Raw genomic sequence first — 23,279 nt, 5'->3', positions numbered from 1 at the left:
AAGCGACTAACTCCATCCTTGGAATACATTTATCCTATGGCAATAAAATACAATTTATATTGCAACTAACTCAATAATTTTGAGTGAAATTATGTGATCAATGATTTATCGCAATTTTTAGATTACTTGTATTTTATAAGAATATCTATTTAAATGCATAACCATGCAGGAAAGCAGGGCGCCGCTCTTCATATATTCAGATAAATTGAAAAGTTTTGGTGTTAATGCCAATTTAGAGCAAACTTTTTCCAGCTCATGGTTTTTGTTCATTTCATAGATATACTCCTCCGTACCTGCTTTCAGATCATTAATATTGGATGAACAGAGAATATGCTGATTGACTCTGACAGAGTTACAAATCCCACTGTATGCAATATCTTTACTGATGCTAATAATGTTAGTGACTTTTTCCAATTCTTTCAGCTCGTCGCTGTTGAATCCGCCGGTATAAACGAGCGTATTTTCTTTATCCAGTGGGAAAATGCTGCAATCCAAATGGTAAAGATAAGGATCTCTTTCTTCCACTTTCACGATTTTGAGGTCGAATTTTTCTTCCATCCAGTCATAGGTCTTAATATCACTTCTTATTCCATAACCACCGACCAGGACATTATCATGCAAATGTTTTAATTCAGCTTCACCTTCAAAATAGTAGGGGGCAACTTCAGTTTTATAGCCCAATGATTCAAAGAAACTGACTCCAATAGGTGTTTCTGATCTTCTGATTTCTGATGCAAAATTGGCAACTATTGCTGTTGGATCTTCATCTCCAATAATAATGCCCAAGTTAGCAACATATACTTGATCTTGTAGCTCTTGGTGAGTATCGGATGGCAACAGATAGACCAACGATTGTGATGACATAAAGCTATATAGCTTATAGAACTGTCTTAAAGCCACTTTGCTGTTAACATTGATAGCAGATTCGTCCAGTTCCTCCATCCAAATGTTATTTCTTACATTGGTGTTTAATGAAAATGGAGGAGCTAATAAAAACACGGGCATTTTCAGATCAGAAATGATATTGGGAGAATTCTTTAACATCTTAAAACCTCAATTCTAGTTTATATTATTTGTTTATAGAGAGTTATCGTTGATTCTAACTAACTTCGTCATACCACCAGTGACATGTTCCTTTTCAGTAACTAATGAAGTTAATTCATCATCATCAGTAACAGGGATCACCAAGTCGACTTGTGAACCATATCGAATCATTGAAAATCTATCACCCTGATATACAGGCGTATTTTGTTGTATATGGAACGGTGTTATCGTATCAACATCATAATCACCGACTTGAACCATATAGTATTCTCGATTAATGCCAGGCGAATAGACCTTATTGACAACTCGTTGATTTAGATATAAATAGTCGTCATAAATTAATTCAATGTTCTCTTTATAAAAAATATTATTCTCTACATCAATCATTGGTAGATTATTGGTTTCCAGAGGCTCATGTTCCGCGTAACTAAGGATACCATCGTAAGGAATTCTATTAATATGAACATCATAGCATGTCATAAAGATACCAATGACCAGCGAACGCTTATCATAATGTTTATCTCTGATGATATCTTGAATGCTATATTTTTTTCCTTTTACTTCGGTGATCGCTTCATCTGGGTTTATTATCCCGCTATAGATGACAAACCCATCAGCAGGAGATAAAAAATACCTATCATCTGTATTGATTGTTCTCGCTGGGTCCCTGAAAAAACCTTCCTGGAAATAAGTTTCAGGCGGAAGATCAGTGAGTCCATTAAATATCGATTTAATGGCTTCGTTCATTTTGTTACTCATTATTACCTCTAAAAATGTTCATCAACTAGAACATGAAAAAGAGAAAAAACAACATCATACAAACAGTTACAGCGAGATATGTTACAGACTAATATTAATGATTCAATTTTATTTTTTTTATGGGTATGTTTATTTTTTGTTTGTCAATAAACAAAATTTCACCTAAGTTAACTATACTCATTAAACTTCAATTTGCAATTTACAACACGATATGAAACCTGATTTCTCCCCGCTTCGCGGGGAGAAATTACATGCATCTTGAAGTTGGATTGGTATAGATTGATATATATAGCCAACTAAATATAAATATATTGATGATACAAAATATGGGTAGTAAGGTAGTGTATTATATATATCTGTCAGTGACATTTATCACAAATGTGACAAAAAAATTAATTAAAATTTAAATAAATGACGTGTTCGGTTCAATTTTTAATCCACTTAAATACTTAAAGTGATATAACGCAAAAGTCAATTAAAATAAATATGGCGTTTGATATTTGAGCACTTTAAATTTAAATAATTTATTAAAAAATAACAACATCATTACATTTGCGTGACATATTTTATTTAATTTATTGCTCGCTATTACGCGATAAATTAGAAGAACAGGTTAAACAATTATGTAGAAATTATTTGCTTAAGAATTCAGATAATTCGCAAATATATGCATTAAACTTCAAGTTGCAATTTACAATACGATGTGAAACCTGATTTCTTGAAGTTATATTGGTATATATGCATAAGTTTTATAGTCAGTTGAAAATTGAAATTACATAAACCTGCTATCCGTTCATCTTTTCCAGCCCGCAAAATATGAAATCTTCGATCTTTCTCACATATCTGAAGATTTTTTTCTGCCGAGAGTCCTTAAAGTTACATATATGTATCTAACTTTCCTCTTGTTTTTACATTTTTTATACAAATTTGACTAAAATGCAACCGTTAAATATATTAAATCATAGGTTATATTTTATCCGTTTAATCCATAAGGAGAGGAAGTAACCATGTCGATACCAACGCTTAAGCATTTCATTAATGGTCAGTATGTTGAAACTAAAGGTTCCGAATATTTTGATCTGGTAAGCCCTGTCACTGGTGAATTTTATGCGCGTTCTCCTAACGCGACCGCGGCGGATGTTGATGATGCTTATGCATCGGCTAAAGAGGCATTTAAGATATGGGGCCGCAGCACCCCTTCAGCGCGCCAACGGGCGTTATTAGCACTGGCAGATACGATAGAAAAAAACGCTGAACGCCTGATTGAATTACAAAGCCGCAATACAGGGCAGCTCAAACACCTGATTGCCTCCGAGGAGGTTGCAACATCTGTGGATCATATCCGCTTTTTCGCTGGTGCTGCCCGTTTTTTGGAAGGCAAAGCTACAGCAGAATATCTCCCTGATATGACCACCAGCATTCGGCGTGAACCGCTGGGCGTGGTGGGGCAGGTTACTCCATGGAACTATCCGTTGATGATGGCGGTGTGGAAGATAGCACCTGCTCTGGCCGCAGGTAATACCGTGGTGCTTAAACCAAGTGACACCACACCGGAAAGCACTTTGCTACTGGCTGAACTGTCCGCGCCGTTTTTCCCTGCTGGCGCCTTCAACGTGGTATTGGGTAATGCGAATGCGGGCGCTCTGGTCGTTTCACACAAAACGCCTGCTATGGTTTCTATTACTGGTTCCACACGTGCAGGTTTTCAGGTTGCCTCTTCGGCGGCGGCTAATCTCACCAAAGCGCATCTTGAGCTGGGAGGTAAAGCGCCGGTAATCGTTTTTGCTGATGCGGATATCGATAAAGCAGTGGATACCATCGTTACCGCAGGGTACTTCAACGCAGGTCAGGATTGCACGGCAGCTTCACGTGTGTTGGTGCATGAATCTGTTCACGATACCTTCGTCGCTAAATTGGTGACGGCAGCTAAAGCCACCCGTTTTGGCGAGCCAGAAGATCAAGAGGCGCTGTATGGGCCGCTTAATAATGTTCGTCAGCTGGAACAGGTCAAAGGGTTTATTGCGCGCCTGCCCGCCCATGCCCGTATCGAAACAGGAGGGCGTCAGGCCAGTCGCTCGGGATATTATTTTGAACCTACAGTGATTACTGGCCTGGAGCAGTATGATGAAGTGATTCAGACTGAAATTTTTGGGCCTGTTATCACAGTGCAGAAATTCCTGACAGAACAGGAAGCTATCGAGAAAGCTAACGATGTGAAGTACGGATTAGCTTCCAGTGTCTGGACTCGCGATCATGGCCGTGCGTTACGCCTGTCTCGTGAGCTTGATTTTGGAACTGTCTGGATTAACACCCATATTCCTCTTACGGCAGAAGCACCACATGGTGGCTTTAAGCAATCTGGATACGGTAAAGATTTGTCGGCCTATGGTTTCGATGAATACACACGTATCAAACACGTGATGAGTTCCAATGATTGATACAAGGATATCCACATGAATCAAAAAATATCTTTGCGCGACCTGGTATCACGTGCGCACCATGAACTGTTTACTGACCGTGATGTGAGGGCGCTTGAGCGTTATTTCGCGCCGAATTTCATTGAACATTCTCCACTAATCAAAAATGGTCTTACCGGACTGCGTGAGTTGGTCCAGTCACATCCCGCACTGCATCATGAAACATTTCGCGTACTACAAGACGGTGATCTGGTTGCTATCCACGGCCGTTTCACGGGCTTAGACGATAAGCCGTTAGTTGGTTTCGATCTTTACCGGGTTACCGATGGCTTAATCGTGGAACACTGGGATGGTTTAGTACCGCAGTCCGCGCCGAATGCCAGTGGCCGAACTCAATTAGATGGCCCAACGGAAACAGGCCCTAGCCGTGACAAAGAGAAAAACCGTGAACTAGTGGTTGATTTTTTCACGCGGACCCTGATCGAAGGGCACTATGATGAGTTTGAACATTACACCAATGGTAAGGCGTTCCGCCAGCATAGCCCCGATATTTCCGATGGTACGGCTGCAGTCATTGCATTCCTTAAGCAACTGAAAAATGAAGGACAGGGCCTGCATTATACAAAAATCCACCATACAGTAGCCGACGGGCAGTTTGTTCTGACTCATTCAGAGGGAAGTATTGCCGGAGTGCGTCACAGTTATTTTGAGCTATGGCGCGTCGAGAATGGCAAAGTGGCTGAACTTTGGGATGCTATCACACCAGTACCAGAGGATGCGCAAGCGCTACACCGCCACGGTATTTTTTAGCGTTTGTTTGCAGACATGCTGAAATCCTGTGTCATTTCAATCAGGAGTTAGAAAATGACGGCATATTCCATCGTCTACGCACCACTCGATCAGGCCACCAGAACCGAACAGGTTGTGGAACGTTTAAGTAACGCGATCATCTCCGGAATATTACAAACTGATGAGCAGTTGCCTAACGAAAACGAGTTGTCGCGGCTGCTGGGTGTGTCACCGGTAACTGTTCGCGACGCTCTGAACACACTACGTGCCAGGCAGTTGATTGATACTCGGCGCGGACGTCATGGCGGTAGTTTTGTGTGCCAAGTTTCCGTTGAGACAATGCAGAAATATCACCCGTTGCGGCTGATGGCTTCAGGTGAACTGGCGGATTTCAGCGAGTTTCACTGTGCAGTTATTGGTCACAGTGCGAGGCTTGCGGCTCAACGTTCAACACTAGGTGAACTGAGAAAGCTTGGACAACTGATCGACAGCTTTGCAACCGCAACGCAACCAGATGCACGTATACAGGCAGATATGCGCTGTCTGTTAACTCTGGCATCCCAGGCCCAATCAGCCAGGCTCGCCAATCAAGAGCTGGAGATACAGGCTGAATGGGCGCCTTTGATGGTACTTCTATATCGAGAGGCAGTTATTCACAACGAGGTTGCTGCCGCCTGGCATACAATCTTGGCCGCTTTGTATAAAGGGGATGGTTTCGCCTGTTACCAATTGGCACAGAAGATGATTACCCGAATAACTGACCACTTACTTGAATGCAAATTGCGTATGGATACTGATGCATCATTCTTACAACGATTTGATCGCAAGTAATGTGGCGGCATTTATCCCTGGAAAGGGGGACATATGTACAACAACATATATGTAGAACGCGCTAAGCATATCCTGGACGGTATCCTGGTTGCGGCGCAGCGGGCCACTACAACTTTAGCGGATAAAACAGCACGTATTTTATTAGAACTGCCGTTATATCGTACGGAAGGTGTTCGTTTGCAGCAGGCGCAGCGCGACGTATTGCAAAAACATATCCAAGATGTACTGCGGTGTAACCACGTTTGGTGTAACGGGGCGGGATTTGCCAGTTATGCGATACCGAAGACGGTTAGGGAAGAGAGCGGTTACTGGACGCTGGAATGGTGGCGTCAGGAAGGGAATACCATTCAATATGCGCAGCTGGAACAAAATCAAGAGCAACGCAGACGTCTGGATTTCCGATCGTTTGAGTGGTTCCGGCAACCAGCCAGCTGTCATCTTCCCGTCATCGATGGCCCTTATGTGGATTATGTCTGTAATGGCGCCTACACGATTACGATAGCCCATCCGGTGCTTATCGGTGAAGAGTTTGCCGGTGTCGCAGCAGTGGATATTCTGGTTTCGACGCTGGATCGGTTACTTCTGCCGGTTCTTGGTGCTATCGGTAAGCCTGCATTAATTATTAATGACGATGGGCGTGTCGTGACTTCAACCGTGCCAGGAGTGCGGTCAGGTTCACTATTGAAGGGACAAGACGTTAACCGTTCGGCCAATCGAGAAGTTCCTTCATTGCACTTGGTGATCCTACCGCCATCACACAGGGCGTTTGTTAGCTGAACCCCACTAATTAAAATTACTCAGGAGTTTTTGCTTATGACTGAATCTATGTTAGCTAAAAGACGTAGGGCAGCTATCGCAAAAGGCGTAGGCGTGACCACACAAGTCTATGTTGAACGCGCAGAAAATGCTGAAATCTGGGATTCCCAAGGACAACGCTATATTGATTTTGCCGCCGGTATCGCTGTAGTGAATACCGGCCATCGCCACCCGCGCGTCATTGCCGCGGCCAGAGAGCAGTTGGAACAATTTACCCACACCTGTCATCAAGTAGTGCCTTATGAAAATTATGTAACGCTAGCCGAGCGATTGAACCATCTGGTGCCGGGTAATTTTGTGAAAAAGACCGTTTTTGTCACCACAGGGGCTGAGGCAGTAGAAAATGCCGTGAAGATCGCGCGTGCCGCTACCGGACGTAATGGTGTAGTCGCTTTCAGCGGCGCTTTTCATGGCCGTACTTTCCTTGGTATGGCATTAACCGGCAAAGTCGCACCGTACAAAATGGGGTTTGGCCCGCTAGTCGGCGACGTTTACCGTGTTCCATTTCCGGTAGAGTTACACGGTATCAGTGTAGAGCAGACACTGAACGCGCTGGAGAATCTCTTCAAAACTGATATTGAACCCACGCGCGTTGCTGCCATTATCATCGAGCCAGTACAGGGTGAGGGCGGATTTTATCCTGCACCTCCCAACTTACTCAAATCTCTACGCGAAATTGCCGATCGCTACGGTATTGTACTCATTGCTGATGAAATTCAGACGGGTTTCGCGCGTACAGGAAAACTGTTTGCTATGGAACACCATCAGATTGCAGCCGATCTGACCACGATGGCGAAAGGGCTGGCGGGAGGATTTCCGCTGGCAGCTGTAACGGGACGATCAGAGTTGATGGACGCTGTAGTGCCAGGGGGATTAGGGGGAACCTATGGAGGTAACCCGGTAGCGATTGCTGCTGGTCACGCGGTGCTGGATGTAATCGAAGAAGAAAAGCTGACTGAGCGTGCAATGCAGCTGGGAGAACGGCTAAGACAATATCTGCATAAACTGCGCCCGCATGTCCCACAGATTGCTGATGTGCGGGGACTTGGGCTGATGATTGCGGTGGAATTTAATCGTGCGGAGAGTCAAGAACCTGATGCCGATTTTACCAACGCAGTACGTCAGAAAGCGCTAGAACGTGGCCTAATTCTGTTGACGTGTGGTATACATGGCAACGTAATCCGTTTCCTTCCACCGCTGACCATACAAGATGATGTTTTTGACGAGGCACTTAATATCCTGAAATCTGTCTTGCTCGAACTGAACTGTACACCTGCCGTTTAACCGGAGATAACCAGGAGGGATATGTATGTGGCGGCAAGGAGTAACCTGAGCAGGTTCATAATAGAGGACAACAATGCACTGGTATCTAAACGTATTAAAGAATTATACCTGTTTCAGGGGGAGGGCTAAGCGTAAGGAGTTCTGGCATTTTTTTCTGTTTCAGATCCTTGCTGTTCTCATCATTTCCTTCCTGGAAAGGTTGTTTGCTATTGCCAACCCCGAAATTTATATGGGGTGGCTTAGTGCTATCTATTTACTGGTCACATTTTTGCCAGCATTGGCGGTAAATGCCCGCCGCCTACACGATATTAATTGTAGCGCCTGGTGGCTATTGTTACATCTGATCCCCTTTGTCGGCACGGTTATTTTACTGATACTCGCTGCTCTGAAAGGACAGATGGGTAGTAATAAATACGATTCAAAGAATCGGGTTCACTCCATTAAAGGAGAGCTGAAATGGCAATGAACAGAAGAGATTTTATCTCTACTGCCGCAATTTTTGCAGGGGCGGGAGTCCTTTCATCCATACTTCCCTCTGCATCTCTGCTTGCTCAGGCATTAGCTGCGGTTGATACTCCGGTCATCAATATTAACCCATTCCGGCCGACGTTGTTGCAGGATGCACAGTATAAAACCAGCCGGTTGGGTTTGGATCCGCGCATCTGGAATTGGCATAGAGACATGACTACCAACGCCATGCCTGCCAACTACTATGAGGCATCTCTGGCTGATTGGCCAGCTTTTGGAAGCTTCTCCAGAGATCAGAGCTGTGAGGTTGCAGTTATTGGTGGTGGGTTACTGGGAGCATCTACTGCGCTGCATCTTGCTGAAGAGGGCATCGATGTGATTCTGGTTGAAAAGGATAACATTGGTTCTGGAGCCTCTGGCCGTAATGGGGGACAGATGACACCTGGCATTGCCCGCTGGGAAGCTGAAACCATACTGGAAAAATTTTCCCTTGATGAGGCCAAACGTTTATGGCGTTTTGCATCGATTGAAGCAATGGAACTTGTGGATGAGCTCCGCGAACGTTACAGCTTTGAATGTGACCGCAAATATGGTCACATTACTGCGGCGATACATCCAGGTCACATGGGGCCATTGGTTGCTAATGTTGATGCCCGACGCCAGCTGGGGGATAGGGCAGTGAAAGTTATTGGGCCACACGAATTGCAGGAAGAGTATGTGTGTTCGAGTATCTATCATGGTGCTAATATCGACAGCATCGGTGGACAGGTTCAACCTCTGGCGCTGCTGCGGGGCTTGGTGTATGGCTTTGTCAGACTGGGGGGACGAGTCTATGACAGTACAAAGGTGCAGGGCATTAGACAGGATGTCAGCAGCACGGTTATAGAAACTGAGCGGGGACTTATCAGAGCGAGTAAAGCTGTGGTGCTGGGGGTACATGGCTCTACGGATGAGTTTATTTCCGGTCCTTCTACTACAGTGCCTTTTTTCACCTATGTAGCAGTAACCTCGCCGCTGTCGGTGGATATCAAAAAACTGATTCCGTCAGATCTGCCGGTCTACGATACACAGTTACAGATAGACTATTATCGCGCGGTGCGTGGCAATCGTCTGTTATTTGGTGGACAGGGCACGGGGAACTCCTGGTCGCCGCGCGATGTGAACAACTACTTGCTTGATCGTATCAGAACCGTATTCCCGTATTTGGAAAAACCTGAACTGGAATACTCTTGGGGTGGGATCAGCGATCTGACCCTGAACGGTGCGACCGATGCCCGCAAAAGTGGTGACAACATCCCTGTCTATATGGTGCATGGCTGGAGCGGACATGGAGTGGCACAAACGGTACGCGTTGGCAAAGCCATCAGCGACGATCTCATCGGACGTAACCGCGACTTTGCTATGCTTACCTGCATTGATCACACGAGGATCCCGCTAGGCTCCTATCTCTCTCCGGTGGCTATCCCATTAATTAAAGGCGCTCTGGGAGTAATAAGCACGATTAATCCGGCAGATATGGTTTCGTTCTGAATATTCGTAGCGATAGCCCCTGATGGTCACAGATTAAGAGTATGTGCAACTGACACGAGTAACATCACTTAAAGCATGATAGTCACCAACAACCAACATCTGAATGTTCTTATCGCGGCAAAAGGTTTTCTCCTTTATGCCGCAAAAAATGGCATTATTAACTGGTGTTATCTCTTGGTTCGCATAATCTATATTATGTTAAATAACATTTAATTTCATTCATTACCATCTTCGTATTTGATAAATCCGGTAATGCATTAATGATGAGTACGCCCTGCTCTCGGCCCCCAAACGTTGCAAAACTTTAGCGAGACTCTTTTCATAAAAGACAGGCAATTTTGACGCAAAAGTTACGCTGCCTTTAGCAATATATCAGCAATCTTATAACTTAATTCTTGAGTATCAATGGCCACTTGATTACTTAGTACAGCAATAGTTAAACATGAGTTTGGCAAACGTATAAAATGAGCTCTGTAACCGGCCCATTCACCGGAGTGTTCCAGACTAGGCTCAGCCAAGTGATTGTGATGTTCTAAGCCAAATGCATAAGTTTCATAGTTTTTAACCATATCTCCAGTAGATGTTATCTTGGGTAATGCTTGAGTCATGCGTTGGACTAATGATCTTCCACCAACCCTACCGTGAGATAAATTTTCACCCCATAACATGAGGTCTCCAACAGTTGAGTGTACCGCCCCATCACCTGTATGTGTCCATGGCGATTCAAAAAGTTGACCTTTTGGGTTATATGCTCGTGCAAATTCGACAGCGATTGGATATTCATCAACAATGAACGTATTTTTCATCCCGAGAGGTTTGAAAATACGTTCTTGACTGAATTCACTCAGTTTTATCCCACTGGCTTTTTCAGCCACTTGCGCTAATAAAAAATATCCAGTATTGCTGTACTCAAATGCTGTCCCTGGCGCAAATACAGATTGAGAGTGCGCATATAAGTGATGTAATGATTGTTCAATTGTCAACGGATCTTGTTCATTAATACCAATCGATTCAGCCAGTTCCATATAATCAACGAGTCCACCTGTATGATAGATTAAGTGACGCAGAGTAACAGGTTTTGCATAGCTGCCTAAATCAGGCAGGAACTTTGTGATTGAATCATCTAACGACAAATAACCGTCATTTTCTAACAATAAGAGCGTAAATGCAGTGAACTGTTTTGAAACTGAAGCTATATTAAATACGCTTTCTATTGAAAGCGGTTTATGTGATTCTAAACAAGCCAATCCTATAGAACCTTGATAGGTTAATCCGTTGTCATACTTGGCCATGTAGACAACACCTGGAGCATGTTTATCAAATGATGTTAAAAGTTCATTAAGTGCTTTAATGATCTCAGGATTTTTATTCATAATTACGTCCTTACATCTACTCTTCTCTGTCACACCACCTGGTTTCTCTGATAATCACAGGTCACCGTCGGTTTTACCTAAAAAAGCAGGTAACATAGAGCCGTTAATAGTGCTCTACAGTACCTGCCACTTTTTTTGCTCAAATCAATATCTGCATTTTGCTGAAAAAGACGCTTATAAAATTAATAATTCGCTTTCAACCAATCGGTATATCCTTTTTCTCCATTACCGTAATAAGCATCATTATTGAGATCAGTCAGTTCAATCCCGTAGCGTAAACGTTCTACCAAATCTGGATTAGAAATAAATGGACGACCGAATGCAACGGCATCCACCTTACCTTCCACACGACGAGAAATCGCCATTTCAAGGTCATAATTGTTGTTACCGATATAAGCACCATCGAACAACGATCTTAGTTCATCCAAATCAACTTCTGCGGGAATATCACGGCTTTTTCCTGTTGTTCCTTCAACAAAATGGAGATAAGCCAGTTTGAATTTATTGAGTTGCTGGATCAGATAGCCATAAGTTGCCATCACATTACTATCAAGCGGAGTATTTCCTACTTCTGTTGTCACTGGAGACAGCCTAATACCCACCCGCCCACCACCCCAAATATGGGTTACAGCGTCAATAACTTCGATAATCAATCTGGCACGGTTTTCAATTGAACCACCATACTGATCGGTGCGATGGTTAGTTGAATCACGCAAAAACTGTTCCAATAGATAATTGTTAGCAGCATGAATTTCTACACCATCAAACCCTGCACGTTTAGCACATTCTGCCGCATGTCTATATTGCCTAATAATGTCAGGGATCTCGTCGGTTCTAAGTGCACGTGGTATGGACGCTTTCTCTATACCACGACGGGTAAAAACATTACCATCTGTTTCAATAACGGATGGTGCTACTGGTGCTTCTTTATTTGGTTGAAGATCAACGTGTGAGAAACGACCGACATGCCACAATTGCATTACAATCTTACCACCAGCAGCATGAATAACATCTGTGACTTTTTTCCATCCTGCCACCTGATCTTCTGTCCAGATACCAGGAGTCATAGCATAACCGCATCCCTGTGCTGAAATATTAGTTGCTTCTGAAATGATTAAACCGGCGCTCACACGTTGAGCATAATATGTAACATTAAGTTCGTTTGGGACACCATCCTCATTCATACGAGCACGTGTTAAAGGAGCCATAACAATACGATTAGCAAGTTCAATATCCCCTAATTTGGTAGGCGAGAAAAGATCGGTTCTAGTGCTATTATCAGTCATAATATTTCCTATTTTTTATATTGATATAATGATTCGATCAACACATAAGATTATAACTTTATGAAAATATAATTTAAGTAATTGTCGGAAGAGTTAATTTATCTCAAACAACTTATTATGTCTTTATGTGATGTATTTCCTGAATAAAAATTCGTGGGTTAATGGTGTGAATCAGCTATATACCAATCTCACTGTTCCATACAATACTGCACGGTACAATGAATAAAAAAATAAAATACAGAAACAATTTCCAAATAGAATTATTGGTATTGCACATATAAAATGTGAGATAAAAAAGTGGATAAGTGCAAGCCTTATGAATATAGGGAGATATAAGACACATCTTGAAAGGCGATTGGTACAAAAACAGCTTTAAATGGCGTTATATGCTGGGTGGGTTTGAATGATTATGTCAGTTTTACCACCTTAAATTCGATCACAACAATTTCCATATTTGGTGAAAACTCACCGCTCTCTTCAAAAAAACGTTGATGTTCTAATTGCCAATGAGCCAAGCTCCTATCACCCTCACCTTCTTTCCTTGCCAGTTCCTCGGTCATTTCAGAAAATCGCATCAAGTGCATAGCTGTGGCTCTGACAATACAAGTTGGATTTCCTTTACTGCCGAAGACAATATAGTGATTACCAACTGTAATTTTGCTATCGTCCGACTCATAAGAGTGAAATGAGCAAGTTGTTGCTGTTTTTATACCCTTAGCAACTAACTTAGCCAACTCATCATGCATGGAAGGAGAATCACCAAATACCCAATGCCCTGCTTTTGGATATTTGTTTTCAATTAACTTTATGATTTCAATAGCTTTCATGTTATCTTACAGATTCCCCCTCATTAATGAAGATTTTATTTGATTTGGTATAGAACATCACCAACCGCATTGAACAGACGATCAAGATCATCAATTTTAGCATTGAACATGGGACCAAATTGTAACGTGTCACCACCAAAACGGACATAAAAACCCGCTTTCCATAATGCAATACCAGCATCAAAAGGCCGGACAACGGCATCTCCATCCCGTGGAGCAATTTGGATGGCCCCCACTAGCCCGCAGTTACGAATATCCACGACATTTGGGCAGTGACTTAGTGCATGTAATTTTTGTTCAAAATGTGATGCCAATTCCGCAGCTTGTTGAAGCAAATTTTCTTTTTCCAGCAGTTCCAATGAAGCCAATCCCGCGGCACAAGCAACCGGATGACCTGAATAGGTATAACCGTGGCTGAATTCAATCATATGTTCGGACAGAGATTGTGACATAAAGGCATCGTAGATCTTGCTGGACGCAATTACACCACCCAGAGGAATTGCACCGTTGGTAATTTGTTTAGCAAAGTTAAGGATATCTGGGGTTACACCGAAATATTCAGCACCACTCCAGCTTCCCAAACGCCCGAAACCGGTAATTACTTCATCAAAAATCAGCAAGATATCATATTGAGTACAAATTTCCCGTAAGCGTTGTAAGTAACCTTGTGGTGGGATAATAGCGCCGGCAGATCCAGAAAGTGGTTCGACAATAACAGCAGCGATATTACTGGCATCATGCAATTCAATGAGTTTTAGTAATTCATCTGCCAGTTCGGGGCCACCAGCCGCTGGCATCCCTTTAGTAAAAGCCATATTAGGTTGTAATGTATGCGAAAGATGGTCAACATCCATAAACTGACCAAACATTTTGCGATTACCCCCAATACCGCCAAGGCTGGTTCCTGCGATATTGACACCATGGTAACCCCGTGCCCGACCGATAAATTTAGTTTTTGCAGGTTGTCCTTGAATCCGCCAGTAAGCACGAGCCATTTTTACTGCGGTATCGGTAGCTTCTGAACCTGAACTGGTAAAAAATACATGATTTAAATCACCAGGCATAAGGCTGGCAATTTTATCTGCTAATTTAAATGACAAAGGGTGTCCATATTGGAAACCTGGGGAATAATCCAATGTCCCCAGTTGATCTGAAACAGCCTGACGAATTTCAGCGCGTGAATGGCCTGCTCCACACGTCCATAATCCTGATAAACTGTCATAAATTCGACGGCCTTGATCATCAAATAGCCAACTTCCTTCTGCTGAAACAATCAAACGTGGATCTTGTTGAAAATGACGATTAGCGCTGAACGGCATCCAGTGGGCTTTAAAGTTCAATTTTTGGAAATAATTTCTATCTGGCATTTTATAGTCCCTCGCACAAGGTTGTAGCCAAGAGTTTGCAATGAAACTCTACTCAAGTTAAACCTCAATTATCTAATCATTAGTGATGAGTTTACTCACGCAAATGAAATTCACAAATTTAAAAATAGATATAATCATAAATATATGATGTTTTCCATCCGCTGATTGATTTTATTATGAGGGCTGATAAACTAATTAATTATCAACCGATAACATTTGGTTATTAATTGATAATTGTTTTTAATTATGCACATCCGGAGCGATTCAATTTAATGAATGAGAGTAAGATCACACAGTGAGTTAAATATATCAAACATTATTCATTCTATATCAAATTATATACATCCATTAACCTTAATTATTAAAAATAGGATAATGTTATGAATGATAGAACACGTTTTAGATTTATATTATTAATGTTTGCAAGGGTGATTTGTTTTTTATTTCTTTTAAATTCAATGGGGGTTAACGCTAATGTGACAATAAAATATAGAGCCAGTATAACACAACCTGATCGAGATGGAGTTCATTATAACCCAGTGGAAGCTTATGGAGGAGAGATTCGCTATACTATACCGCCTAATGGAGCTGTAATTCATGCTGAAATTTATGGTGCTACGAGAAGAATTGATTACTCCGCAGAAATTGAGGCTGCTGTAGATTTTTGGCGAAATGTCGCTCGTGATGCATATCCACAATTAACTATTAGGCGCGCAAATAGTTCTCAGGAAGCAAACTTCAGGATTGGTTATTCTTCGGCATTAAATATGTTAGCAGGAAGACCTGGTCTTGAACCTGCTATCGCTTACATACCACAAACTGGATATATAAATACATTAGCATTAGGGAATACTAATCTTGCAGGACAATATGGTATATATGTTGATAATTTCCTTGCAGGAATGAGTGATGAAAGAATAACAACGATAATGAGAACATTTGGTGATATTCATAATCCATATGAAGCAGTAAAAAGATATATGTATATATTATTAGTACGTCATTTTGGTTATGCGCTCGGTTTCGTTCCTGATAATCCAATGGTTAATTTATTTGGTAATAATGTACCTTGGTATTCTCCAGAAATTTATTATATATCATTATATGATGGGGTAACGCCTAGGCTTATGTATAGAAATAACACATTTGAATATATCAACGACTTGATTAGGACTAACGGCGAGGAAGATGCTTTTACCATTAACGATATACATCTTTCACCTCAAGAAGAATTTGTCATAAGAATGTGTTCAAATACTGAGTCATAATATGAATAATCAATCGTATAGTTTAAGATTGATAAAAATACGCCAGATAAATCAATAATCAAAAATTATGATTATGGCGATATTAAAGGACAAAATGGAAATACAATGTAATGGCGAATGGGTTACAGTGATATGGGTAGGAGAAGGTGCAGGCCATAAGCGGGTCTTCTTGGAAGAAAACAGATAAATCCAGAGTTCCAGTGAAATTATGATGTGCTGGAACGCTGGTGACTGATACACAATCCCAAAATATTTTAACAACCTCAGCCTAAATGCAGTAAGATTAGCCCTCAATCGTAGAAATTGATCCGGATCATTAGCTTGTTATCGCTTTTTCGCCTCTCACAAAGCCGAACACCCGCTATCATCGCCTTACTGGCGATTTTGATGTTGTTCATTGCACCGGTGGTATCAAAAACACTGGAGCACCACCGTGAAGAAATAAAAAGTGAAATAAATCACTGTATGCCTGCGACACACACGATGAATCATCATGGTGTCGATCATATTCATATGGGCTTAATGGACGATATCGCTTGTGGTTACTGTCAACTTCTGATTAATCTGCCATTATTAGCAGGTGGTTTTGTTCCTTTCATTCTATTGACACTCATTGTGTTCAGGGCACTACCAATATCGCGTTTCTTTGGCCCTGTTATTCGGCTGTTTTATGGCGAATCACAACCACGCGCCCCACCCCTTATTTAGTCGGTCTGCTTAAAATAAACCATTTTATTTTCCTTGCCTTACGCAATTTGTATGGCAACGTTGCTAATTAAGGGATTTTTTATGTTTACTACACAACTATTTCGTATATCACCTCTGACAGCAGCTTTGACTATCGCACTCATCATGCCAAGCAGTGGCTGGGCTGCCAATACCAAAGAAACAAAAGAAAAACACATTGCTCATGATCACGATAATGAAACTGTGATCACGGTAACTGCACCGGCAGTTTCACCTCTTGAAGTAGTTTCTTCATTAAAAACACCTCGTCAACCAATACCTGCTAGTGATGGTTCTGATTACCTGAAAACCATTCCAGGGTTTTCACAGATCCGTAACGGCGGCACTAACGGTGATCCTGTATTCCGTGGCATGTTTGGTTCTCGTCTGAGAATGTTAATTGATGACAGTGAAATACTGGGCTCTTGTGGCGGACGTATGGATGCGCCAAGCTCTTATATTTCACCAGAAAGTTATGATGTTTTGAGTTTAGTCAAAGGCCCACAAACCGTACTTTGGGGGCCAGGTAATTCAGCGGGAACTATTCGTTTCGAACGTATTCGCCCTCAGTTTGAGCAAGCTGGCGCTCAAGGCAATATCAGCACAGTGATGGGTTCTCATGGTCGTTGGGATGGTAATGCCGATCTCAGTATTGGCAATGAATTGGGCTATATCCGTTTGATCGGCAATAAATCCCATTCTAATGATTATAAAGATGGTGATGGCAAACGCGTTCCTTCCCGCTGGGATAAATGGAATACCGATATCGCCTTGGGTTGGACACCAGATGAAAATACGTTACTGGAGTTAAGCGCTGGACAAGGTGATGGTGAAGCACGTTATGCCACGCGAGGTATGGACGGCACACAATTTAAGCGCAAAAGTTTTGGTGTGCGTTTTGAGAAATCCAACATTGGCGAAGTGTTTGACAAATTCGAATCCAATTTTTATTACAACTACACCGACCATGTAATGGATAACTATTCCATGCGACGTTCAAAAATGAAAATGGCCTCAGAACCTGACCGCCTGACAATGGGTGGCCGTATGATGGGAACTTGGTTGTGGGAAGATTTCAAGTTACAGAGCGGAGTGGATATGCAAACTAATATTCACCGTACCAATACCGATCGCAGGATGGCTGAAGCTGAAAGAAATGGCTGGGTAAAAAATGTCCGCTTCCGTGATTACGGTATTTTTGGTGAATTAACCTGGGATGCAACTACACAGAATAAAGTGATCGGTGGTGTACGATTAGATCGTGCAACAGCGTATAAATATGCTACTCAACAAGAACGTAAAGAAACCCTGCCCGCTGGCTTTATTCGGCTTGAACATGACCTGAAAGAATCTCCGGTAATGCTCTATGCCGGCATTGGTTATACCGAGCGTTTTCCTGATTACTGGGAGCTGGTTTCGGGTAAAGCGGGCAGTAATGCTTTCACTAATATCAAGCCCGAAAAAACAACCCAATTGGATATCGGCGCACAATATAATGATAACCGCCTGAAAGGTTGGATATCAGCGTATGTGGGTAAAGTGAATGACTTTATCTTGTTCGATTATCGTAGCAAGAATGCGGTGGCTGGTAACGTGGATGCCACCATTATGGGCGGAGAAACAGGAGTCGCTTATAAGTTTAACGAAAACTGGAAAACTGATGCCAGCCTGGCGTATTCCTGGGCGCAAAATACCACTCATCATCGCCCATTGCCGCAGATCCCACCTTTGGAAGCGCGTTTCGGCTTGACCTGGGAGCATGGCGATTGGACTAGCAGTGGTTTGCTGCGTCTGGTAAGTAGCCAGCACCGAGTGGCAATCAATGAAGGTAACGTTGTAGGTAAAGACTTTGATCGTAGCAAAGACTTCGCCACCCTATCTGCTAATACAGCCTATCAGGTGACCAAAAACGTTCAAATCAGTGCTGGGGTTGACAATATTTTTGATAAAACCTATAGCGAACACCTTAACTTAGCGGGGAATCAAGGCTTTGGTTATTCCGGTAATACGGCAGTCAATGAACCTGGACGTACTTATTGGGCAAGAGTTAATATTAAGTTCTAATATCTTCTCCTAGATCTATCTCGCCCTGATTTATATCAGGGCGAATCACTACTCGTTGACTCATTATCCAGCAACCAATGCCGCAGCAGTGTTGCAAGTTGCTCTTGCTGAGTTGTCGTTAGTGGTTCGAGAATGGCTTTTTGGTTCTCTAAATGACTTTCCACTGCTTTGTCTATCAAGGTCCTTCCTTCTGGTGTCAGAAAAACCTTACAGCTACGTCGGTCTTCTTCGTTAGCAATACGCCCAATCAACCCTCGCTGTACCATATGTTCAATACGAGTGCTCATTGCTCCAGAAGTTAGCATAACGGATTGATATAGCTCAGTAGGTGTAATTGGTCTGTTATTACGTCGTAGTGTCGCAAGGATATCAAACTCGATACCACTTAGGTCATGTTCTTTGAAAGCATGTTGCAAGCGTTGTTCAATAATTTTGTGAATGCGACATAACCGCCCAATGACGCCTATTGACGACGGATCAAGATCTGGACGCTGTTGTTCCCACTGTCTCAGTAATCGGTCAACGTGATCGTATTTCATGTTTTTCCCCCTATTCATTTATTTTGATGGAAAGATACTTGATAAAAATCAATTAGGCTATTATTTTAATTTATCTTTACATAAAGATACTTTTGTTGGTGATTTTTTTAGGTAGTAAGCACTAAAAAGGAGTACTAAAAAAAGTGATGTTAAGAACAAAAAACGAACAAATCAGAAGGGCAGAAACATGCTAGAAATTAGATCTATCCATAATATGTTATTGACTGCATTAGCCCCAATTGTTTGGGGAAGTACTTACATTATTACGACAGAAGTATTACCACCCAATGTGCCTTTGCTAGCTTCTACTATTAGAGCATTACCTGCTGGTATATTATTACTGTTGATTTGTCGTACTATGCCCAAAGGAATTTGGTGGTTACGTATTATGGTATTGAGCTTGCTCAATATCAGTGCCTTCTTCTATTTTCTCTTTGTTACGGCAGGATATCTACCTGGTGGTACGGCATCATTAATTATGGCTTGCCAACCCATAATTGTTATCTTGTTAAGTACTTACATATTGAAAACTTCTCTCACAATCAAACATATTATTTCGGCAATATTGGGCGTTGTCGGGATTGGCTTATTAGTATTAAACTCAGCCAGTAGTTTAAATTGGCAAGGCGTTATTACGGGGTTCGCGGGGTGCAGTTGTATGGCTTTAGGGGTTGTGCTTACTAAATATTGGAACCGCCCCACCAATTTATCATTACTCAGTTTTACCGGCTGGCAATTAACTCTTGGAGGGTTAATGTTATTGCCTGTTGCCATTTCTATAGAAGGTTTACCACAACACCTTACTGTAACCAATATTTTCGGCTATAGCTATTTATGTATAATTGGTGCGGTGTTTTCTTATATTATTTGGTTTCGAGGAATTGAAAAGTTACCCGTTGTGACAATCTCGTTTTTGGGATTCCTTAGTGCACTATCTGCTTGTATTTTAGGATATTTGTTTCTAAAACAAACATTTTCCTTGCCACAAATGCTTGGGGTATGCACCATCATTATTGCTGTTTGGCTTTCGATTCCGCGGGAATCAGACAAAAAAATCCGATAATTCTTCAACCTAATGAATAACAGGAAAATCAATGAAACTTACTATAATTTCAGGTAGCCAACGTCCAGATTCTCGCAGCCAACGTGTAGCTCGTTATTTACAAAAATTAAGTAGCGAATATGGATTTGCTGAGATAGAGCTTTTGGAACTCTCCAATGTAGAATTGCCATTACATGATGGTTATACAACAGATATATCAGCGGAATCTCATCCCTGGCAGCCAATTGCACAACATTTAAGAGAGAGTGAAGCATTTATCTTCGTGACTCCAGAATGGCATGGAATGTCAACTCCGGCATTGAAGAATTTTCTATTGTATTGTTCTATAGCAGAATTAGGCCATAAACCAGCATTATTGGCGAGTGTATCAAGTGGAATTAACGGTGTTTATCCTCTTTGCGAATTACGCATGACAGGTTTTAAAAATAACCATGTCTGTTTCTTGCCTGACCATTTAGTTTTCCGTCAAAGTGAAAGTTTGATTTCAAAGGATCTGATTTGTAACGATGAGAAATTTGAAAGCCGTGTTCACTATACGCTGAATTTGCTGAAATCTTATGCCAAAGCACTGGAACAAGTTCGTGATGACGTTGGCGAAGAAAGTGAAAATTATCTGTATGGTATGTGAATAAACAATATCCACTTCTTTATACATAAACCTCGGCTCCACTAGTGGAGCCGAGAGCATTTCCCTTCTTTGTTTCTATTGAGTAGTTTCATCGAGAAAGTTACTCATTATTAGTTGTACTGTATAAAAATACAGGGCATCGTATTTTTGGCATTTTTGTTTAATAAAGAAACACAGGTTGATACTTTTGCGCTCAATTTGATTGAAAAGAATCCTTTGGTTAACGTGCATCACGCAACTCAACCAAACCCTTAGATTATGATACCGGTATCTAAGCACATAAAATACTCTTGGCATCCAGTGTGTTCATCGACTTCTTCGCTGACAACATAAAAACCTTGTGATAAGTAAAACTCATAACTTGCCTGATTTTGCTGATAAACAGATAACGTGAGTTCAGTCCTTCTATTTTTGGCATCACTCACTAATGCCTTGCCAATTCCCTGCCCTTGTTTATCGGGTGATACAAAAATCGCAGCCAAACTATTTTCGTGAAGCGCATAAAAGCCAACAACGTTAGCACCTTGTACATAGACATAAACTTCTGAAGCCGGAATATAGATGCTTCTCATGTTTTCTCGTTGTGATTGCCAAAATTCAGCTGCCACAAAATTGTGAGCTTTGATAGAAGCTTCCAACCAAATAGATAGCACCGCATCCATATCTGCTTTTGTAAATGGTCTGATCACTTTTGATATCCTCGTGATTTACTCTACTTTCGATGTAATCTTTTCAAGAAGTAAAATGCAATAAAAGCAGCCATAACATTGTAAAGCATACTGTGAACAAAGGCCTTTTGGTATGTAACAAAAAGCAATGTCTCTATTTCATTAAAGTGCCATTGAACTAATATGCTAACCACGGCCACACCAAAAGCGGCTCCAATTTGTTGCAAAGTTGCAATCACCCCTGATGCCATACCTGCGAATCTCACGTTCACAAAAGCCAAAACAATATTAAGCAATGGTGTCATGACAAAACCTTGACCATATCCAAGGAGTATTAGAATTGGCACTATCACAAATATGGGTGAATTGGCTGGTGATAATGTGCTAATGGCAACAATCAAAGTAATGAAAGAAAGCATATAAAGTAAGCTTCCGGCAATGATAGCTTTGCTGCCAAAACGTTTCACCCAATAAGGGGCATTAAGTGAAGACAAAACAAATCCTATGCTTGCTGGAGCAAAAATCAATCCAGCATCGAATGGATTGAAACCCAAACCATTTTGTAAAAGTAAGGCGAAAACAAGGAAAAATGAACTGGAGGTGGAATAGATAAATAGAACCAATAAACAACCTAAACTAAAGGGCTTTATTTTCAATAAATCAAAATTGAATAATGGTGTTTTTCCTTTAGCAACATAACATTTTTCATGATGGAAAAATTGCAGCAGTGTCAGGCTGGCTAAAAAGAGAGATACCCAGCACCACATTGGCCAATTCAATGTTGGCCCAACCAAAAGTGGTAGCAACAAAGCAGAAATACCAATACTGGAAAGTACCACCCCAGTTAAATCTAATTCCGTTTTTTCTTGAGCGATGCTCTCGTTGAGATAACCTGAGAAAATTAAAGCTAATAAACCGATTGGAACATTAACTAAGAAAATTGAGCGCCATTGTAAATCCAATAAATTGGCGAAAATCATCCATCCTCCCAGCGTTTGACCTGCAATGGCAGCTAAGCCTAAGGTCATCCCTAATAAACCAAATGCCCGACGGCTATTTTCTTCGTCAAATCTGACACGGATACTGGCATAAACTTGCGGAAATAGCAGAGCTGCTGATAATCCTTGTAAAAACCGGGCAAAAACCAAAAAAGTTGCTGTAGGTGCAAAACCGCAAAGCAATGATGTTAAAGTAAAAGCGAGCATACCTAACTGAAACAATCGCCTCCGTCCAAATAGATCCCCTAAGCGTCCTCCTGTAATCAGTAACAAACCAAACCCAATTTCATAGGTTACGATAATCAGTGTAATTTGGAACAAACTGGCTTGTAAGTGTAATTGAATATTGGCGATAGCAACGTTGACAACAAAAAGATCAAAAATAGTCACAAATCCAGCTGATAACAAAACCGACAAGGCTAAATAGTCCCTTTTAGTCATGATAAAAATCCTCACCATGTTTGAGATAAACAGATTTTAATCACCCCATTAGCCTGTTACAATTTAACCATTTTTACTATTACTAAAAGTAAT

The 23,279-nt window shown here is 41.6% G+C and carries 21 protein-coding genes; 12 read left to right on the top strand and 9 right to left on the bottom strand.

Features of this window, described 5'->3' with window-relative positions; genetic code table 11:
* Positions 1–117: 117 nt before the first annotated feature.
* A complete protein-coding gene (locus WDV75_RS10075) occupies positions 118–1,044 on the bottom strand; it encodes a dimethylarginine dimethylaminohydrolase family protein (protein WP_273557646.1) in 927 nt (308 codons plus the stop codon).
* Between the two features lie 33 nt (positions 1,045–1,077).
* The gene (locus WDV75_RS10070) at positions 1,078–1,791 is read right to left on the bottom strand and encodes a phosphatidylserine decarboxylase (protein ID WP_273557647.1); all 714 of its coding nucleotides are present in this window, start codon (positions 1,789–1,791) and stop codon (positions 1,078–1,080) included.
* A 1,019-nt stretch (positions 1,792–2,810) separates the two neighbouring features.
* Between WDV75_RS10070 and WDV75_RS10065 the strand changes: the two genes are divergently transcribed.
* The 7 genes from WDV75_RS10065 to WDV75_RS10035 all read left to right on the top strand — a co-directional run bounded on the left by WDV75_RS10065 (position 2,811) and on the right by WDV75_RS10035 (position 9,938).
* A complete protein-coding gene (locus WDV75_RS10065) occupies positions 2,811–4,241 on the top strand; it encodes a gamma-aminobutyraldehyde dehydrogenase (RefSeq protein ID WP_273557648.1) in 1,431 nt (476 codons plus the stop codon).
* A 15-nt stretch (positions 4,242–4,256) separates the two neighbouring features.
* A complete protein-coding gene (locus tag WDV75_RS10060) occupies positions 4,257–5,030 on the top strand; it encodes a nuclear transport factor 2 family protein (RefSeq protein WP_273557649.1) in 774 nt (257 codons plus the stop codon).
* 54 nt (positions 5,031–5,084) lie between these two features.
* Positions 5,085–5,840: a FadR/GntR family transcriptional regulator gene (locus WDV75_RS10055; protein WP_273557650.1), complete on the top strand. Its 756-nt coding sequence runs from the start codon at positions 5,085–5,087 to the stop codon at positions 5,838–5,840.
* Positions 5,841–5,873: 33 nt separating this feature from the next.
* The gene (locus tag WDV75_RS10050; protein ID WP_273557651.1) at positions 5,874–6,617 is read left to right on the top strand and encodes a cache domain-containing protein; all 744 of its coding nucleotides are present in this window, start codon (positions 5,874–5,876) and stop codon (positions 6,615–6,617) included.
* A 36-nt stretch (positions 6,618–6,653) separates the two neighbouring features.
* On the top strand, positions 6,654–7,940 hold the full coding sequence (locus tag WDV75_RS10045) for a 4-aminobutyrate--2-oxoglutarate transaminase (RefSeq protein WP_273557652.1): 1,287 nt from the start codon (positions 6,654–6,656) through the stop codon (positions 7,938–7,940).
* A gap of 73 nt (positions 7,941–8,013) precedes the next feature.
* Positions 8,014–8,406 carry a DUF805 domain-containing protein gene (locus WDV75_RS10040; protein ID WP_273557653.1) on the top strand — a complete coding sequence of 131 codons (393 nt, stop codon included), beginning with the start codon at positions 8,014–8,016 and terminating at the stop codon, positions 8,404–8,406.
* The gene (locus WDV75_RS10035) at positions 8,397–9,938 is read left to right on the top strand and encodes an NAD(P)/FAD-dependent oxidoreductase (RefSeq protein WP_273557654.1); all 1,542 of its coding nucleotides are present in this window, start codon (positions 8,397–8,399) and stop codon (positions 9,936–9,938) included. The genes WDV75_RS10040 and WDV75_RS10035 overlap by 10 nt, the downstream gene beginning before the upstream one ends.
* Positions 9,939–10,288: 350 nt before the next feature.
* On the opposite strand, the gene WDV75_RS10030 is transcribed toward WDV75_RS10035, so the two are convergent.
* The 4 genes from WDV75_RS10030 to WDV75_RS10015 all read right to left on the bottom strand — a co-directional run bounded on the left by WDV75_RS10030 (position 10,289) and on the right by WDV75_RS10015 (position 14,791).
* A complete protein-coding gene (locus tag WDV75_RS10030; RefSeq protein WP_273557655.1) occupies positions 10,289–11,311 on the bottom strand; it encodes a serine hydrolase domain-containing protein in 1,023 nt (340 codons plus the stop codon).
* A 182-nt stretch (positions 11,312–11,493) separates the two neighbouring features.
* Positions 11,494–12,597 (bottom strand): alkene reductase, encoded by a 1,104-nt coding sequence (locus WDV75_RS10025; protein WP_273557656.1) that lies wholly within the window; start codon positions 12,595–12,597, stop codon positions 11,494–11,496.
* Between the two features lie 407 nt (positions 12,598–13,004).
* A complete protein-coding gene (locus tag WDV75_RS10020; RefSeq protein WP_273557657.1) occupies positions 13,005–13,424 on the bottom strand; it encodes an ASCH domain-containing protein in 420 nt (139 codons plus the stop codon).
* Positions 13,425–13,459: 35 nt separating this feature from the next.
* Positions 13,460–14,791, bottom strand: a complete 1,332-nt coding sequence (locus WDV75_RS10015) for an aspartate aminotransferase family protein (protein ID WP_273557658.1) — start codon at positions 14,789–14,791, stop codon at positions 13,460–13,462.
* Between the two features lie 380 nt (positions 14,792–15,171).
* Here WDV75_RS10015 and WDV75_RS10010 point away from each other — a divergent pair, with 380 nt between their 5' ends.
* From WDV75_RS10010 to WDV75_RS10000, 3 genes are all read left to right on the top strand, one after another.
* Positions 15,172–16,059, top strand: a complete 888-nt coding sequence (locus WDV75_RS10010) for a hypothetical protein (protein WP_273557659.1) — start codon at positions 15,172–15,174, stop codon at positions 16,057–16,059.
* Positions 16,060–16,380: 321 nt separating this feature from the next.
* A complete protein-coding gene (locus WDV75_RS10005; RefSeq protein ID WP_273557660.1) occupies positions 16,381–16,767 on the top strand; it encodes a DUF2946 domain-containing protein in 387 nt (128 codons plus the stop codon).
* An 81-nt stretch (positions 16,768–16,848) separates the two neighbouring features.
* Positions 16,849–18,849 (top strand): TonB-dependent copper receptor, encoded by a 2,001-nt coding sequence (locus tag WDV75_RS10000; protein WP_273557661.1) that lies wholly within the window; start codon positions 16,849–16,851, stop codon positions 18,847–18,849.
* A gap of 35 nt (positions 18,850–18,884) precedes the next feature.
* On the opposite strand, the gene WDV75_RS09995 is transcribed toward WDV75_RS10000, so the two are convergent.
* Positions 18,885–19,388: a MarR family winged helix-turn-helix transcriptional regulator gene (locus tag WDV75_RS09995; RefSeq protein WP_273557662.1), complete on the bottom strand. Its 504-nt coding sequence runs from the start codon at positions 19,386–19,388 to the stop codon at positions 18,885–18,887.
* 187 nt (positions 19,389–19,575) lie between these two features.
* Between WDV75_RS09995 and WDV75_RS09990 the strand changes: the two genes are divergently transcribed.
* Both WDV75_RS09990 and WDV75_RS09985 read left to right on the top strand, forming a co-directional pair.
* Positions 19,576–20,451: an EamA family transporter gene (locus tag WDV75_RS09990; RefSeq protein ID WP_273557663.1), complete on the top strand. Its 876-nt coding sequence runs from the start codon at positions 19,576–19,578 to the stop codon at positions 20,449–20,451.
* A gap of 31 nt (positions 20,452–20,482) precedes the next feature.
* Positions 20,483–21,079 carry an NADPH-dependent FMN reductase gene (locus WDV75_RS09985; protein WP_273557664.1) on the top strand — a complete coding sequence of 199 codons (597 nt, stop codon included), beginning with the start codon at positions 20,483–20,485 and terminating at the stop codon, positions 21,077–21,079.
* Between the two features lie 251 nt (positions 21,080–21,330).
* Here WDV75_RS09985 and WDV75_RS09980 read toward each other — a convergent pair whose 3' ends face one another.
* A complete protein-coding gene (locus WDV75_RS09980; protein WP_273557665.1) occupies positions 21,331–21,768 on the bottom strand; it encodes an N-acetyltransferase in 438 nt (145 codons plus the stop codon).
* A 23-nt stretch (positions 21,769–21,791) separates the two neighbouring features.
* The gene (locus WDV75_RS09975) at positions 21,792–23,186 is read right to left on the bottom strand and encodes an MFS transporter (RefSeq protein ID WP_273557666.1); all 1,395 of its coding nucleotides are present in this window, start codon (positions 23,184–23,186) and stop codon (positions 21,792–21,794) included.
* Between the last annotated feature and the right edge of the window lie 93 nt (positions 23,187–23,279).

The sequence above is a fragment of the Xenorhabdus griffiniae genome (genome assembly GCF_037265215.1).
In the GTDB taxonomy this organism is placed as follows: Bacteria; Pseudomonadota; Gammaproteobacteria; order Enterobacterales; family Enterobacteriaceae; genus Xenorhabdus; species Xenorhabdus griffiniae.
This window is presented reverse-complemented; position numbering and strand designations above follow the sequence as displayed.